This window comes from Mangrovimonas sp. TPBH4, from assembly GCF_001280505.1.
GTDB lineage: Bacteria > Bacteroidota > Bacteroidia > Flavobacteriales > Flavobacteriaceae > Mangrovimonas_A.
Map to the genome: position 1 here is coordinate 88,526 of NZ_LBIO01000040.1, position 17,055 is coordinate 105,580.

Annotated in this window: 9 protein-coding genes; 6 read left to right on the forward strand and 3 right to left on the reverse strand. The window is 41.0% G+C overall.

Annotated features, from left to right (window positions below; translation table 11 throughout):
- Positions 1–119: 119 nt before the first annotated feature.
- From ZA05_RS04430 to bglX, 6 genes are read left to right on the forward strand one after another with little or no spacing between them, the layout of a single operon-like run.
- A complete protein-coding gene (locus tag ZA05_RS04430; RefSeq protein WP_053990724.1) occupies positions 120–3,194 on the forward strand; it encodes a TonB-dependent receptor in 3,075 nt (1,024 codons plus the stop codon).
- A 3-nt stretch (positions 3,195–3,197) separates the two neighbouring features.
- Positions 3,198–4,667: a RagB/SusD family nutrient uptake outer membrane protein gene (locus ZA05_RS04435; protein WP_053990477.1), complete on the forward strand. Its 1,470-nt coding sequence runs from the start codon at positions 3,198–3,200 to the stop codon at positions 4,665–4,667.
- An 11-nt stretch (positions 4,668–4,678) separates the two neighbouring features.
- On the forward strand, positions 4,679–6,760 hold the full coding sequence (locus tag ZA05_RS04440; RefSeq protein ID WP_053990478.1) for a hypothetical protein: 2,082 nt from the start codon (positions 4,679–4,681) through the stop codon (positions 6,758–6,760).
- Between the two features lie 11 nt (positions 6,761–6,771).
- Positions 6,772–7,656 carry a hypothetical protein gene (locus tag ZA05_RS04445; RefSeq protein ID WP_053990479.1) on the forward strand — a complete coding sequence of 295 codons (885 nt, stop codon included), beginning with the start codon at positions 6,772–6,774 and terminating at the stop codon, positions 7,654–7,656.
- A gap of 20 nt (positions 7,657–7,676) precedes the next feature.
- Positions 7,677–8,786, forward strand: coding sequence for a family 16 glycosylhydrolase (locus ZA05_RS04450; RefSeq protein WP_053990480.1), 1,110 nt, complete (start codon positions 7,677–7,679; stop codon positions 8,784–8,786).
- 7 nt (positions 8,787–8,793) lie between these two features.
- Positions 8,794–11,100, forward strand: coding sequence for a beta-glucosidase BglX (bglX, locus tag ZA05_RS04455; RefSeq protein ID WP_053990481.1), 2,307 nt, complete (start codon positions 8,794–8,796; stop codon positions 11,098–11,100).
- 55 nt (positions 11,101–11,155) lie between these two features.
- On the opposite strand, the gene ZA05_RS04460 is transcribed toward bglX, so the two are convergent.
- The 3 genes from ZA05_RS04460 to ZA05_RS04470 all read right to left on the reverse strand — a co-directional run bounded on the left by ZA05_RS04460 (position 11,156) and on the right by ZA05_RS04470 (position 17,018).
- Positions 11,156–13,036, reverse strand: a complete 1,881-nt coding sequence (locus tag ZA05_RS04460; protein ID WP_053990482.1) for a hypothetical protein — start codon at positions 13,034–13,036, stop codon at positions 11,156–11,158.
- Between the two features lie 118 nt (positions 13,037–13,154).
- A complete protein-coding gene (locus ZA05_RS04465; RefSeq protein WP_053990483.1) occupies positions 13,155–14,168 on the reverse strand; it encodes a phytase in 1,014 nt (337 codons plus the stop codon).
- Between the two features lie 3 nt (positions 14,169–14,171).
- A complete protein-coding gene (locus ZA05_RS04470) occupies positions 14,172–17,018 on the reverse strand; it encodes a TonB-dependent receptor (protein WP_369793850.1) in 2,847 nt (948 codons plus the stop codon).
- Positions 17,019–17,055 lie beyond the last annotated feature (37 nt).

Genomic DNA, 17,055 nt, shown 5'->3' on the forward strand with positions numbered 1-17,055 from the left:
TTCTTTAGCATATTCTTAAAAAAACATCGGTAATTTTATATTGTATGTTTTTTGTTGTGGTAAATTTTAAGGATTTCACACTGCTTTATAATAAGTTTATCATACTAAAAGCTAATTCTATGATTTCAAAACTTATTTCAACGACACTCTTCCTTTTAGTGTCGACATTGGCATTCTCCCAGAATGTCAATGTTACTGGAACGGTATCTGACACAGACGCCCTACCGTTACCAGGTGTTAATATCATTATTAAGAATACCACTAAAGGAGTAACCACCGATTTTGACGGTAATTTCCTTTTGGAAAATGTCCCTATCAATTCCATTTTGGTGTTCTCCTATGTAGGTTACCAAACTCAGGAAATTGTCATTACAGAAAGTACCAATTTGAACGTCATACTTCAAGTAGATACCGAAACTCTAGATGAGGTGGTAGTGGTAGGTTACGGAACCCAAAAACTGAGCAAGGTATCTGGTTCTGTAGCTACAGTAAAAGAGGAAGCGGTAGAACAACTCAAACCAGTTCGAGTTGAAGAAGCCCTTCAATCTAATGCTGCTGGTGTTAACATTATTTCCAGTGGTTCTCCTGGAGCGGGTCCTGCAATAGCCATTAGAGGAGTTGTTTCCAACAGCGGAAGCAGTCCTTTGGTAGTTATCGATGGTATCCAGCAAACTTTGGCCGATTTAAACTCCCTTAACCCTTCCGATGTCGCTTCCATAAGCGTCCTTAAAGATGCTGCCTTGGCTGCCATCTACGGAGTAAAAGGAGGAAATGGGGTTATTGTAGTAACCACAAAATCTGGATCCAAATATGGTAAAACCACCTTTAACTTCGATTCGTATTATGGAGTTCAAGAAGTTACCAAAACCATTGACGTCCTTAATGCCAGTGAATATGCGGCAATTCTAAACGAAGCGAGTGCAAATGCAGGAGAAGGCATTATATTCCCCAATATTTCTCAATTTGGGGTAGGTACCAATTGGCAGGATGAAGTGCTTCGTACGGCTCCAATTGAAACCTATAACATTTCAGCCTCTGGAGGTGGAGAAAAAGTAGATTACTATGCTTCTGCAGGATATTTAAGTCAAGAAGGTGTTGTAGGCGGTGGTGACAAATCGTTTTTTGACAGATTGACCTTGGCAAACAGATTGAATGCCGACCTTTCGGACAAATTCAAACTTCTTCTAAACACCAATTACACTAATATAAAAGGGAAGGGGCTAGCGGAAAACAGTGTGAATAGTGTTCTTGCCAATGCTTTGAACTTTGACCCCACTGTTCCTGTGTACAATGAAAATGGCGGCTACAGCATCAGTAATACCATTACCCAGGAAATTGTAAACCCTCTGGCCCAAATTGCAAATACCTTTAATGAAAGCAATACCAACAAACTTTTTGGTAAAATTGAATTGCAATATGACCTCCTAGACAACTTAAAGGTAACCTCTCGATTTGGGTATACCTATGTAGATATCTACAACAAAAACTTCTCTCCCTTTGTATTCTACGGGGTTGGACATAACGCTACAAATGCAAATCCTGATTTATCTCCAATTGTAACAGTAGATGAAGAAACAGGAGAAGAAACCAGAACACACAACAGAGTGAGTGAGTCCAAGACCAATTACTTCAATTATACGTACGAACTGTTTGCGAACTACAATTTCATAATCAATGAAAACCACAATTTTGAAACGGTTCTAGGAATGTCACTTCAACGTGATAAAGGCGAAAACATCACCGCCAATGCGCAGGACATTCCATTCAATTCTTGGACCTATGCCGATGTTAGTTCAGCTACGGGCGATGCCGAGTCTCAAACCTCCAGTTCTTGGCAATATGTAAAACGTAACCTATCCTACTTTGGACGTGTCAATTATGATTACAAAGGAAAATACCTCTTATCCTTCACAGGCCGTGTGGATGGTTCCACCGTATTTGGAAATAATAACAAGTTCGGATTTTTCCCTTCAGGGTCTCTTGGTTGGGTTATTTCAAACGAAGACTTCTACAGTTCCAATACTTTCGACTACCTAAAAATTAGAGGAAGTTATGGTACCGTAGGAAATGACAATATCCCGAACCAATTCTCAAGAATCTCTACATTCCCAAAATACGTGTTTGATGGTAATATCATTAGTGGCGCCACTTTGGGAACTATTCCTAACGAAGATGTTTCCTGGGAAAAACAAATACAGATCAATGCCGGTTTTGATTTAAGAGTGTTCAACAACTCACTCTCCCTAACCGCGGATTACTATCAAAAAACTACAGATGATTTACTTTTTGACCCCACGCCTTCCCTATATCTGGGTTCAATCACGGCTCCACCTGCAAATATTGGAAAGTCCAAAACCAATGGGGTTGATGTTTCCTTGGGCTACAACAATAGTTTTTCAGAAAACTTCTCCTTTAGTACCAGTGTAAATTTCACAACAGTAAGTACCAATGTAGAAGAAGTTAGCAATGACAGTAAATTTATATGGGGTTCTGGTTACGGGATTCCTTACACAAACATCACGCGCTTTGAAGAAGGCTTTACCCCGTGGTATTTCTTTGGCTACCAAACGGACGGAATTTTTCAAAACCAATCAGAAATTAATGCACACGCAACTCAAGATGGTGCACAACCTGGAGACATCCGATATAAAGATGTTAATGGAGATGGCATCATCAACGATAACGACCGTACCAAAATTGGCGATCCTTTCCCTGATTTTACCATTGGTTGGAACCTGTCCTTCAACTTTAAAAACATAGACTTTAACGTGTCCACGTTTGCTTCCGTAGGCAACGATATTTACCGTGCCTATGAAAGAAACCTGAACTACACCAACAGATTTGCTGGCACATTAGATAGATGGACAGGAGAAGGCACTAGCAATAGCGAGCCAAGAGTAACTTTTGTAGACACCAATAACAACCGCAGGGCTTCCGATAGATATATTGAAGATGGAAGTTATTTCAGAGTGAAAAACATCCAATTGGGATACACGCTTCCTCAATCTGTATATGACCAAACTGGTCTAAGCAGTGTGCGCCTGTATGCACAAGTTAAAAATGCCTTGACGTTTACTGACTATTCAGGTTATGACCCAGAAATATCTGCTGGTTCTTTTTCTGATACAGGAATTGACAGAGGAACCTATCCAATCCCTCGAATTTGGGCCATGGGTGTAAATGTTAAATTTTAAAAAATGAATACTATGAAATATCTAAATAAAATTTTCGTGATAGGTACCGCACTTTTAACAGTTAATGCCTGCACAAATTATGTCGATTTTGAACCCTCCGAAACACATGAAATTGTCGCCGGGGTTTACTTTCAGTCCAAAGGCGATTACGAAGCCATTCTTACAGGCTGTTACGACCCACTGCAGTGGCTCTACCTCAACACTTTGATTGGCGATATTGCTACAGGAAACTCCCTTTGCGGTGGCGAAAGTGCCACAGACGTTATAGGATTACAGCAAATCGATGATTATACACACAACCCAAACAATGATAACCTAACCTCTATTTGGCAATGGTGTTACGAAGGTGTGAACCGCGTGAATTATTTGGAAGAAAATAAAGCCAAACTGTACTTTGAAGGTAAAGACGCTATTTATGGTCAAGCCTATTTTTTAAGAGCATACTATTATTTTGAATTGGTCAAGTTTTTTGGAGACGTTCCTTTATTTACGGAGCGTAGACTCGATGGTACAGATTCAGGAACGCTTCAAAGAACTCCTAAAGATGAAGTATATGCCCAAATAGAAAATGATTTATTGGAAGCCATTAACAGTATTCCAACCACTCAAAATCAAGATGGGCGCATCACCAAATATGCAGCACAGGCCTTACTAGGAAAAGTATACCTGTTCCAGGATAAGTTCCAGGAAGCGGCCTCAATGCTTCAAAATGTGATTGGTGTTTATAGTTTGGTTCCAGATTATGAAAGTCAGTTTTTAAGATCGGGAGAAAATGGCCCTGAATCTGTATTTGAAATTCAATATTCCAATGAATCAGAATGGTACGATTGGGGATGCCCAACCTGTGGGGAAGGAAACTTCGGCATCATCCACAACGGACCGAGAGCCTACTCTGGGCCACAATTTGCATCGGGATGGAGCTTTAATGTGCCTACTGCAGCGCTTTACAATTCTTTTGATAACGGAGATACCCGTCGTGATGCTTCCATCCTAAATATTGTAGCGTTTTCTGAAGAAACCGGTGCTTCCTACGCTGAAGGTTATGAACATACAGGATACTTCAATAGAAAGTACATTCCTAGAGCAGGTGAAAGTGGCGCACAAACAGAATTGAACTACCTCACCAACTATAGAGCGATCCGTTACGCCGACGTGTTGTTAATGGCCGCCGAAGCGAATGCCAGAGGTAATATCAATGAGGATTTGGCCAGACAATACTTAAATCAAGTACGAGAACGTGCCTTTGGAAATTCAGACCATAATATTTCAAGTTCAGGAACTGCTTTGGTACAAGCTATTTGGGCAGAGCGCAATTTGGAACTCTCCATGGAAGGCCATCACTTTTTTGATTTGGTAAGAACGGGGCAGGCAGCTACCGAAATAGAAGGCTTTGTTTCTGGGAAACATGATGTATTCCCTGTGCCGCAACGCGAAATTGATATTTCAGGATTAACCCAAAACCCACAATACTAAAATTGAATCATATGAAAAATATTAAATACATAGCTTCCATTTGTCTGATAGCATTGTTGGTGTTTGCCTGTAGCAATGATGATGACAACGCAGATTTTGTCAACTCTGCCGTAGCACCTTCCAATGTCTCGGCGGCTTTTAATGTTACTCAAGACAATACTGGCTTGGTAACAATTACGCCAACCGGGCAAGGCGCCGTAGCTTTTGATGTGCATTTTGGAGATACTACCGAAGAACCTACCACCCTCACAGCAGGAGAGAACGTAGAACACATTTATGAAGAAGGTACCTATAATGTACAATTAGTCGCCTATGGCATTACAGGTTTGGAAACAGAAGTATCCCAAAGTTTGGTAGTTTCCTTTAATCCTCCTGAGAATTTAATGGTAACCATTGAAAATGATTTGGCGGTTTCAAAACAAGTCAACGTCACAGCAACGGCCGATTTTGGAATCACCTACGATGTATATTTTGGAGAACCTGGAGTTACAGATCCTGTAAGTGGTAACATGGGTGAAACAGTCTCTTATGTTTACCAAGAAGCCGGCATCTATACCATTACAGTGGTAGCCATGAGTGCAGCCATTGAAACAACCACCTATACAGAAGAATTTACGGTAACCGAAATTCTACAACCTATCAACTCGGCACCTGCGCAACCATCCAGATATGAATCGGATTATATTTCAATTTTTGCAGGAGCCTACACCAATGTAGCTGGAACCGATTACAATCCGGATTGGGGTCAATCTGGTCAAGGTAGTAGTTATGCCATGTTCAACTTAAATGGCGACGAAATGTTGCAGTACATCAATCTTAGCTATCAAGGTATTCAGTTTGGAGAAACGGTAGACGCTTCACAAATGGAATATTTGCATATTGATGTTTGGACCGCCGATGTAGACCAAATACAAATATTCCCAATTAGTTTGGCTACGGGAGAGCAACAGGTTACCCAAGATTTAACTCCAGACCAATGGAACAGTTTCGATATTCCGCTTTCGGCATTTACCGATCAAGGATTATCCATGGCAGACTTACACCAGTTTAAATTTGTAGGAGAACCTTGGGCCGCTGGCAGTGTCTTTATTGACAATCTTTATTTCTGGAAAGTACCAGCAGCAGCTTCTGGTATTGAAGGTATTTGGCAATTGGCACCAGAAGCAGGAGCCTTGATGGTTGGGCCTAGCCCTGGTAATGGAGATTGGTGGTCTAATGATGCCCAAGTAGTAGCGGATCGCGCCTGTTTCTTCGACGATAAATACGTATTCTCATTAGGCGGCAATTTCAATAATGTATTGGACGGAGAAACTTGGCTTGAACCTTGGCAAGGAATGGACCCTGAAGCCTGTGGCACCCCAGTAGCACCTCACGATGGTTCTAATCCTGCTACCTTTACATACAATGAAGGAGATGGCACTTTAACCTTGAATGGTCAAGGCGCTTATCTCGGCCTTCCTAAGGCCAATAACGATGGTGAACTTCCCAATGTAGCCGTGCCGAGTTCCATCACTTACGACATTACACTTTTAGACAACAACAATACCATGATTGTGAGTATTGAAGCTGGTTCAGGAGTTTTCTGGACCTACAAATTGGTGCGTTACATTTCACCAATCGTTGGGTCTTGGCAAATGGCTCCTGAAGCAGGATCCCTTATGGTTGGGCCCACTGCTGGAAGTGGAGATTGGTGGTCAATTGATGCGCAGGCAGTATCAGACAGAGCCTGTTACTATGACGACGTGTACCAATTTACTTCAGACGGCACATTTAGCAATATCCTTGGAGATGAAACTTGGGTAGAAGCATGGCAAGGCACCGATCCTGAAGGCTGTGCTGCGCCTGTAGCACCTCATGATGGCTCAAACAGTGCTTCCTTTGATTATGATGAGGCTGCGGGAACATTAACACTGAATGGTTCTGGAGCATATTTAGGACTTCCAAAAGCAAATAACGATGGAGAGCTTCCTAATGTGGCCGTTCCAAGCTCCATTACATACAATGTTACCCTTACGGATAATGACATGACCATGACCGTCAGCATTGAAGCGGGAGCAGGCGTATTCTGGACCTATAAATTGATTAAGCAATAAAAATAAACAAGATGAAACATTTAAAATATATCATTAGATTATTACTTGTTGGTTTCTTTACCTTCTTTAGTTGTGAGGAAGAAGACTACGAATTTGGAGATATCATAGCTCCTTCCAATCTGCAGATTACAGCCAATATTGTTGGACAGGATGCCGAGAACCCTTATGGTGATGGAAGCGGAAATGTCAATTTTTCTGCAAATGCAGACAACGCCATTACGTATCAATACATCTACAACGGTTCAGAATCGCTGGCTCCTAGCGGAGAAAAGACCTATAGTTTTGGCAACACAGGAGTACATACCTACACCGTAACTGTTTTGGCTTTTGGAACTGGAGGCGCCACCACCAGTGCTACCGTAGAAGTGGAAGTGTTAGCCCTTTATGCACCTCCAGCTGATTTACTGACCATGTTGACCAATGACAGTTCTAGAACTTGGCGATTGAAAGCTGAAGCAGCAGGGCACTTTGGTGTAGGGCCAGCCGATGGAACCAGTCCAGTTTGGTGGGCAGCCGCTCCTTATGACAAGGAAGGATTGGGAGCCTACGACGATCGCTTTATTTTTAATATCGATGGTACATTCACCCACATCACCAATGGTACCGGATACGGAAAAGCAACACCTCTTGACCAAGATTTTGGAGTTGCAGGACAAACGCCTAATGCCGATGACGAATACGTTAACTACCCTCTAGATGATTATTCCGAGTCATGGGCACTGAGTGCTCCTGGAGGACAGGAAACCTTGACTTTCTCAAATGTAGGATACCATGGATTTTACGTTGGTGGCGATCATAGTTATGCCATTCTGGAGCGTTCAGCCAATGAAATGATGATTAAAACGGTAGGATCTGATGGCAACGGTTGGTTTGCCATTTTGATAGCCGAAGACTAGACACAACAAATTGATTTATAATGAAACATACCATGTTAAATATATGTCTTAGTTTGCTTTGTGCTCTTTCCATATCATGCTCTAGTGGTGGTGATGATTCACAATCCACTGGAGATGATGACGGGGGCATTGTGCCAATTATTCCTTCGGCTTTGGTATTAAATATTACCAAAGTTGGAGCTAGCGAACAATTTCCCAACGGAGATGGTTCCGGCACCATTCAATGTACAGCCTCGGCAATAGATGCCGTGAGTTACGGCTTCCGTTTTGGAAATGGAGAGGAAATACCAAGTACAGATGGTACTATGGAATTCACCTATACCAATCCCGGCACCAACAATTACACCATCTATGTGTATGCTTATTCAGGTACAGACCATAACATTAGCACTTCAGAAACCATTTCACTTTATGTAGACGATTCCGTGCAATTGGTTTGGTCTGATGAATTTGATGTCAGCGGTGCTCCAGACACCTCCAAATGGGGCTACAATATTGGAACAGGACAAAGTGGTTGGGGAAACAATGAGTCGCAATATTATACCGATAGAGCGGACAATGTTATTGTAGAAGATGGGGTGTTAAAAATCATCGCCAAACGTGAAAACTTCCAAGGATCGGAGTTCACCTCAGCACGATTGTTGACCAAGGATAAATTTGAATTCACCCATGGTAAAGTTGAAATTCGCGCCAAACTTCCAGAAGGAGGAGGTACTTGGCCTGCACTATGGCTATTGGGTGCCAATATAGATGCGGTGGGATGGCCAGCCTGTGGCGAAACCGACATTATGGAACATGTTGGCAACAACCAAGGCTATATACAAAGCGCCATGCACACCCCTTCCAGTTTTGGAAACACCTCTAATTTGGGTGGACAGCAAGTCGCTAATGTTTCTAGTGAATTTCATACCTACGAGCTGGAATGGACTTCTGAGAAAATGGTGTTTTCGGTGGACGGCAATGTGCATTACACCTATCAACCAAGTAATAAAAATGACCAAACCTGGCCATTTGATTTAGATCAATTTATCATTATGAATGTTGCCATGGGAGGAAATCTAGGCGGTACTATAGACCCCAATTTTATGGAATCCACCATGGAAGTAGACTATGTAAGGGTATACCAATAATAAGCACATGAAAACACGGTTAAATTATGTTTGGGGCTATGCCCTAGCGGTACTTTTTTGTGCCTGCGGAAATACAAACGACACTGGAAAATCAGCTGATACCAATGTAGCATCTCAACAAGGACTCAATCCTGATATTGAAAGAAAAGTAGACTCTCTACTCTCACTTATGACCCTTGAAGAAAAAATTGGTCAGATGAATCAATACACAGGTTTTTGGGAAGTTACAGGTCCCACCCCTAGCGAAGGGAATCAAGCCTTAAAATACGAACACCTAAAAAAAGGATGGGTAGGCTCCATGTTGAATGTTACCGGAGCCAAAGAGGTGACGGCCCTGCAAAAAATTGCGGTTGAAGAAACCCGATTGGGAATCCCCTTAATTATTGGTTTTGATGTGGTACACGGCTATAAAACGGTTAGTCCTATCCCATTAGGGGAAGCTGCAAGCTGGGATTTGGAAGCCATCCAACGTTCAGCCGAAGTAGCCGCCAAAGAAGCAGCTGCCTCAGGAATAAACTGGACCTTTGCCCCAATGGTAGACATTTCTAGAGATGCCAGATGGGGACGTGTAATGGAAGGCGCCGGGGAAGACCCCTTTCTTGGCAGTAAAATTGCAACTGCTAGAGTACAAGGCTTTCAAGGAAACGACCTTTCTTCTAATAGTACCATTGCCGCTTGTGCCAAGCATTTTGCAGCCTATGGATTTCCCGAATCGGGAAAAGATTACAATACTGCAGACTTAGGGACATCAACTTTATACAACGTTGTACTCCCACCTTTCAAAGCAGCCAATGATGCAGGCGCAAGAACGTTTATGAATTCCTTTAATGAACTAAACGGTATTCCTGCCACTGGAGATAGCTTTTTACAACGTCAAATTTTAAAAGGCGACTGGAACTTTAATGGCTTTGTAGTGTCTGATTGGGGCTCCATTGGTGAAATGATTGCCCATGGTTATGCTAAAGACGGAAAAGTAGCCGCCAAAATTGCGGCCAATGCAGGCTCTGACATGGATATGGAATCCCATTTATATGTAGAGCACCTTTCACAATTGGTAAAAGATGGTGCAGTGAAAGAAGCTTATATTGATGATGCTACCAGACGTATTTTAAGAGTAAAATATGAATTGGGATTATTTGAAGATCCTTACAAATATTCCAACGAAACCAATGAAGCTAATGTAGTAGGCAGTACCGAAATACAGGAAGCTGTTTTGGATATGGCAAAAAAATCTATCGTCCTTCTTAAAAACGAAAAACAATTACTCCCCCTCCAAAAAGAAGGTCTTAATATTGCTGTCATTGGAGCCCTTGCCAACGATAAAACTAGTCCTTTGGGAAATTGGCGATTGGGAGCAAAAAACGGAACGGCCGTATCGCTTTTGGAGGGCCTTCAAGCTTATGAAGGAAATACCATTACTTATGTACAAGGTCCCAATTTTGTTGAAAACGACATTGCTTTTTCTCGTCAGTTAGAATTTAACACTTCCAAAAAAGGCCTAGAGGAAGCCGTATCGGCTGCAAAAAATGCCGATGTGGTATTAATGGCTTTAGGGGAACATGCCATGCAAACAGGTGAAGGACGAAGTCAAGCCAATATTGAAATGGATCCATTACAACAAGAATTACTGGAGGCTGTTTACAATGCAAACTCCAATGTTGTTTTGGTATTAAGCAACGGACGCCCCTTAGCCATTAATTGGGCCAATGAGAATATCCCAGCAATTTTGGAAACTTGGCATTTGGGCACTCAAAGCGGAAATGCCATCGCCCAAGTGCTTTATGGTGATTACAACCCTAGTGGAAAATTGCCAATGACCTTTCCCAGAAGTGTGGGACAAGTACCCATTTACTACAACCATAAAAGCTCAGGAAGACCTAACGAACCTTCACCAGGAGAAGTATTTTGGTCTCACTATACAGATGAAAGCAATACACCTTTATACCCATTTGGATATGGCCTAAGCTATACTTCCTTTGAGTATAACAACCTACAAGTATCCAATATTGGAAAAAATAGGGCTACTATTTCTGTTACTGTAACCAATACTGGAGCTTATTCCGGCAAGGAAGTAGTTCAATTATATATCCAAGATATATTTGCTAGCGTTACTCGTCCTGTAAAGGAATTGAAAGGCTTTGAGATGGTTCCTCTAGAATCTGGAGCATCCAAAACAGTCACCTTCAGTTTAACTGAAAAAGAATTAGGCTTCTATGACAACCAAGGAAAGTACATTGTAGAACCTGGAGGTTTTAAAGTGTTTGTTGGTGGAAGCTCTACAACTGATTTGGAATCAAAATTCACAATAAATTAATCCAATCTAATAACTAACTAAATAGAGATGCTAGGGGATACTGTGATGGGATTCCCTAGTTTTTATAAAATACCCCACCCTTCAACCATGCATCCTTTAAAGCCTTTTTGGATTCATCGGTAAACTTATAACCTTCACCCTGGGAATAATTAAGTACTACATTTCCCTTGAGCTCCATGATTTCTCCTTGACGTTCTATCTTAATGGTCACGGGCGCTCCTTCTTGAAGACCATAGCCCATCATTAAGGTTTTTTGAAGATTGTCGCCGTCGAAGGCAGTTCCATCCATTTCCAACAAGACGTCTCCATGTTTTATACCCATAGCATTGAAAAAGGCATTCTGATCATCTGGTACCACGGCAACGAACTTTCCTGAAAGTTGGTCCAAACCAATATAAGGTTGAAAATCTTTTATAAATACTACAGAATCTGCAACCGGCATGATAACTTTACTGATTCCCATTTTAGCTAAGTAAGCATCATAATCAATCGGTACACCTTTTACAATATGTGTATTGATGAAATCTCCAACTTCAGGATAGGTAAGCTTTACAAAAACCGGGATTAGCTCTTCATCTTCAAAAGCTTTTCCAGGTCCATACATTTTGGCCAATTCTCTCATTACATCCATGAGGCTTCGCTCTCCATTGGACTGCTCCCGAATAATAATATCCAAACACATACCAATTAAAGCGCCCTTTTGATACACATTTGCGTACTGCAATTGCATCTTACTGTCCAACACATTTTTGCTCATTTCTGTAAAAGACAAATGGTCTTTGTAATGATGTGATATTTTTATCTTTTTCATCATGGCGGCCAAAAATGTAGGTTCATCAATTAAACCTTCATACACCTGAAAATGTTGGGCAAAATATTCGGTAACGCCTTCATACATCCATAAATGCTCAGACATTTGGGGTTCGTTAAAATCGAAATATTGAATTTCCTTGGAATGGATATGCAGGGGTGTTAGGGTATGAAAAAACTCATGGGAAATAATATCTATCAAATCGTGGCTTTTCATGGTTTCTAAAAACACTCCCAAGGTGGAATAATTGTGTTCCAAAGCACCAATACCCTTGGCATCCCCCTTTTGAAAAGAGGTTACATAGGTTAAGACCGCATACTTTTTGGTATTATTGGCATCTCCCATATAGTTTTTCTGGGCGATGATAATCTTTTTTAAATCCGGCAAAAATACCTGGGAAGTGATGTTGGTGTTTTCTGGGGAATACACAGATAATAGCACCTCCATATCGTTATACTCAAACGTCGAGACATCGGGTGCCCCATACATGATTGGAGAATCTACCAATTCGGCAAATCTCGAGGTATAGAAGCTATCCTCATCATTCCTTTCGTTTATATCAACCAGAGCAGAGCTTCCTACCAAAGTTTCAGGGTGGGTGATGCTAATTTGATAAGGATACTCCAACATTTCGGAAAAATACCCCACGAAACCACTCATATTGAGCACAAAGTTTTTATTGGCCAATATATTGGTTCCGGCAGGAGAAAAAATGGTTTTGGAGTTTTCCGTAGTAAAATGGGAAGCGCCTTCAGAGTCAAAGGTATCATCCACGAGGTAACTGATATGATGAAGTTTTTTAGCCTCTTCAATTTCCCAAGAATTATCATCCTTTTGGGCTACAGCCAATAAATTTCCTTTGGAATCGAAGGCCTTTACATCTGAAATGTAGCGTCCATAATCCGCTATGGCGTAAGTGCCAGGAATAATTTTTGCCATGCGATATATTACCGTTTCAGCATCTATCTTAGGTGGTGTTACCACAACCTTTACCTGATCATTGGTCACATTCACTAAATCCATGGTCACTTTTACCGCCTTTGTCTCCTTAACCGTTTCTTTTGTACTTCCACAAGAGAACAAAAGGGCTGTCAAGCCCATAACATACCACAACCTTACTTTCATAGGGAAATATTTATGTTTACATTGAAAGATACCTATTAATTTCCAATTACATATTCCTACAAACGAAAAAACCCTTTCCGTTTCCAGAAAGGGTTCATCGAATTAAAACAACTGCTGATTAATCAGCTAACATAAGTGTACCAAGTTCATGATAGAAAAAATCCTGTTCATCGTTCATTGATACAAATAAGCCTTTTGGATATTTTGGCCCCAATGCCACTGTAGTAACATCGCAACCATCGGTTTCCATAGTTCCCAAATTAAGCGTCTTCACATAGGTGTTATCCGCACGTTTGAAAATATTGAAGCTATGGTCCTGTTGATTGGACACAATCAAAAACCCTTCGCCGTTGTCATAAGCTGCAATAGCAATACCTTCTATATCTTCCTTAAAATATTCTCCTCCAAAAATCGCTATCTCCTCATCTCCTTTTAATGGATTGGCGTGGTATTTTCTAATCCCCACACCTTCATCAGAGTAATACACATAGCCTAGGGCATCGTCCACGGCAATAGCCTCGATTTCCTTTTGGCCACTAAACGTCCCGAACTTTCTCATTAATGTAGCCGATACACCCAAAGAATCCGATCTTAAAGCATATTGATGCAAATACCCTTGCTTAGGTCCATTTTTACGGCTTACGATAAATGATACCTCAGCGGTTTCAGGATTCTTGTAAATGGACACTCCCATCGGGCGCTTCATTTCAACATCGGTTTCATCTTCAAACACCTTAAAACCTCCATTGTCCAACTCGGTCATATCCGGCACAGAAAACACACGTACTTGGTGCTTTTCTCTCTCCGAGAACACAATAATATCGGTAGTTGTGGAATCATTCAACTTAAAGCCATATTCCACATCCACATTGTTAGGATAACTGATACCAACAATGCTTTTTTCTGGAATGATTTTTCCGTCCAAATCAAAGGCATACACCCCGCCATTGGTTTCATCTTTGTCGGTCCCAAATACGATGCTCTTTGCAGGATCGTTTGGGTTGATCCATATTGCTGGATCATCACTATCATGAGGTGTTTTTTCCGTTACCAAGGTTGGAGCAATCACGGGTAGAGACTCCTTACATCCCATCAAGGCTAGGACACAAACTAAACTTAATATATTCTTCATTCTTTATTTCTTAAACAAATCGTATTTCAATCCAAAAGTTAAACGCTTTTCATAGTATTCCATCTGCATGGTTCTTCCTTTTGAACCTTGGAAGTAACGCAACGGCTGGTTGGTGATGTTATTCAAATCAACATACAGGCTCAAATTTTTGGTAATAGAGGCCGTTGCATTGAAATCTACAAACAACTGTTCGTCATAGTAACGGTCTTCGAAAGCACGTCCTCCAATTTCGTCGATATAGGAATCTGAATAGTTAGCAGATAGACGTACACTGAAATACTTTCCGTTATATCCTAAAGATCCGTTGAACATGTTAGGAGCGGTGTTAGGCAAATCCAAATCCGTACGCTCTTCACCATCTTCGTTGAAGATACCATCAGCATCCGACTTTAAATAAGTGTAGTTTAAATAGATGTTGAAGTTTTTAGCAAATCCTGGCAAGAAATCCAAACGACGTTGTAAGGACACCTCAGCACCGAATACACTTGCGCCATCTCCATTTAAAGGTTGGTAAATTTCATATCCATTGTCATCCTCAGTTTGTCTTGTATACACAAATTTATCGATGTCTTTATAGAATACACCTCCAGAGATGATTCCCACGGATTTAAAGTAATGTTCTGCCATAACATCGAAGTTCATAGAGGTTGTTGGATCCAATTCTGAATTCCCTAAGAAGATTTCTTCATCTTCGTTGTTTATTTCCATGTAAGGTACTAGATCTACATAGTTTGGACGTGCCAAAGTGTTGGTCCAAGCAGCTCTTAACACAGTATTTTCTCCCAATCCATATTTTACATGTACGCTTGGCAAAATATTGGTATAGCTGTTTTCATCCATTAGAACATTGGTTCCAGCAAAATCACCTTCTTCATCAAACACAATTTCGTTTCCTTGACTTTCAATAGAAGTATGCTCAATTCTAGCTCCAAACAACACACTGAACTTGCTCGAGAAGTTCTGGCTCATCATGGCATAACCCGCATACACATTTTCATTGACGTCGAAGTTGGCAGTCAAGTATTCCTCTGGCAAATCTTCCCCTTCAAAAAGGTTGCTATCGTATAAGTCCAAACCTCCCAAAAAGCTTGGATCTGCAAAAGATCCCACTTGGTATTGGCTACCTGCCAAGAAATCAGAATCTGAATAGTTTCTAGTTGGAATATCTCCTAAGAAATCGTAGTCACTTCCTTCTGGGCTGAATTCTGTAAAACCATTCTCTCTATTTTTATTCTTTAACCTAGTTTTTCCACCAAATTTCAAGAACCCTTCCTCTCCTTCGATAAAGCTTAACGGGGCTTGCGCATTTACGAAAAAGTTAACATCCTTTTCTTCAGTATATTGGTTCTCTTCTGTCAACTCTCCAAATTCGAAAAGGGCAAAATCAGCATCTGCCGCATCTAATGGAGAAAATAAAGGCTTGTCTTCATTTCCATTGAATGTCACGGCATACTCGCTTTCGTATTCCATATAACGCTCATTCAAACGTTCTTCTGAAGCTTTAGAATACGATGCCAACCAGTCAATTTTCCAGTTGTTAAGCAAATGATCTCCACTAAGGCTATAGTTTTGCATACGTTGGTCTTCCAAGCGTGCATTTTGGTTACGTCCACCAGAAATACCTCCTTTAGTTTGACGTTTTGCCTCAACAGGGAAACTTGTTAAGTTTCCGTTGCTATCTACGCTGAAATCTCCAAATTCAATATCCTCTCCATCCAAAATTTCATTTTCCAAACGTAATCTGTTTTCACGGTCATCTCTCCAGTTGTAGATGGACTTGAAATAAAGGGTATTGTTTTGATCTAACTTATAATCGAAATTCGCAGAGAAACTTCTACGCACACGTTGTACCAAATACTCTCTTATTTCAAATACACTTGCGTAAGGATTTACATCAACTTCTTCCAAGTTATCCTCATCACCATTGTTGAATTCAAATTCATCTTCCCATTCTGCTTCTACGTTATCACTTCCAAAATCATTGTCGTTGATAGAAGCTGCTACCATCCAACCAAATTTGTCATTTTTAGAACGATCTCCTACCAAAAAAGATCCGTTAAGAATTCTTTTATCAGTAATGAAGTTGATACCAGACCCAGCAGTAGCGGACAACCTGAACCCTTGTGGCGATGATCTAGTGATCAAGTTCACCGATCCACCCAAAGCATCCCCATCCATATCAGGAGTAACGGCTTTGTTTACTTCAATAGTTTGGATCATGTCTGAAGGAATCAAGTCCATTTGTACATTTCTGTTGTCACCCTCTGCAGAAGGAATTCTACTGCCGTTTAAGGTTACAGAGTTTAATTGTGGCGACAAACCTCTTACAATAATATTACGTGCCTCCCCTTGGTCTACCTGCATTGTGATACCAGGAATACGCTTTACAGCATCCCCAATGTTGGCATCCGGGAATTTCCCAATCTGATCGGTAGATACAATATTGGTAATGTTGGTTTTGTTCTTTTGGGTATTCAAGGCTCTTGCCTGACCGCTTAAACCGTAACCAGTAACCAATACCTCATCCAATTCGGTATTTTCGGAGGTTAAAGTGAAGTCAAGAACCACAGTTCCACCAGGAACCACAGTGGCCTCTTTGCTGATATCGGAATATCCCAAATATTTCACCGTTACAGTATGGGTTCCCTCCGGAACTTCCAAAAGGGTATACGCTCCGTCAAAATCGGAAACAGCTCCCTTTTTTAAACTGTCAATTGCCACGGTGGCCCCTGGGACGCTCAATCCATTGTCATCTGTAATGACCCCGCGGATAATTCCATTTTGTGCCAATAACGCATTCGAACCAAATGCTAAAAGGCACCAAATAAATAAACTTTTGAGTAGTTGCATTTTCATTTGTTATATAGATTAGTTGACAGCAAAACTA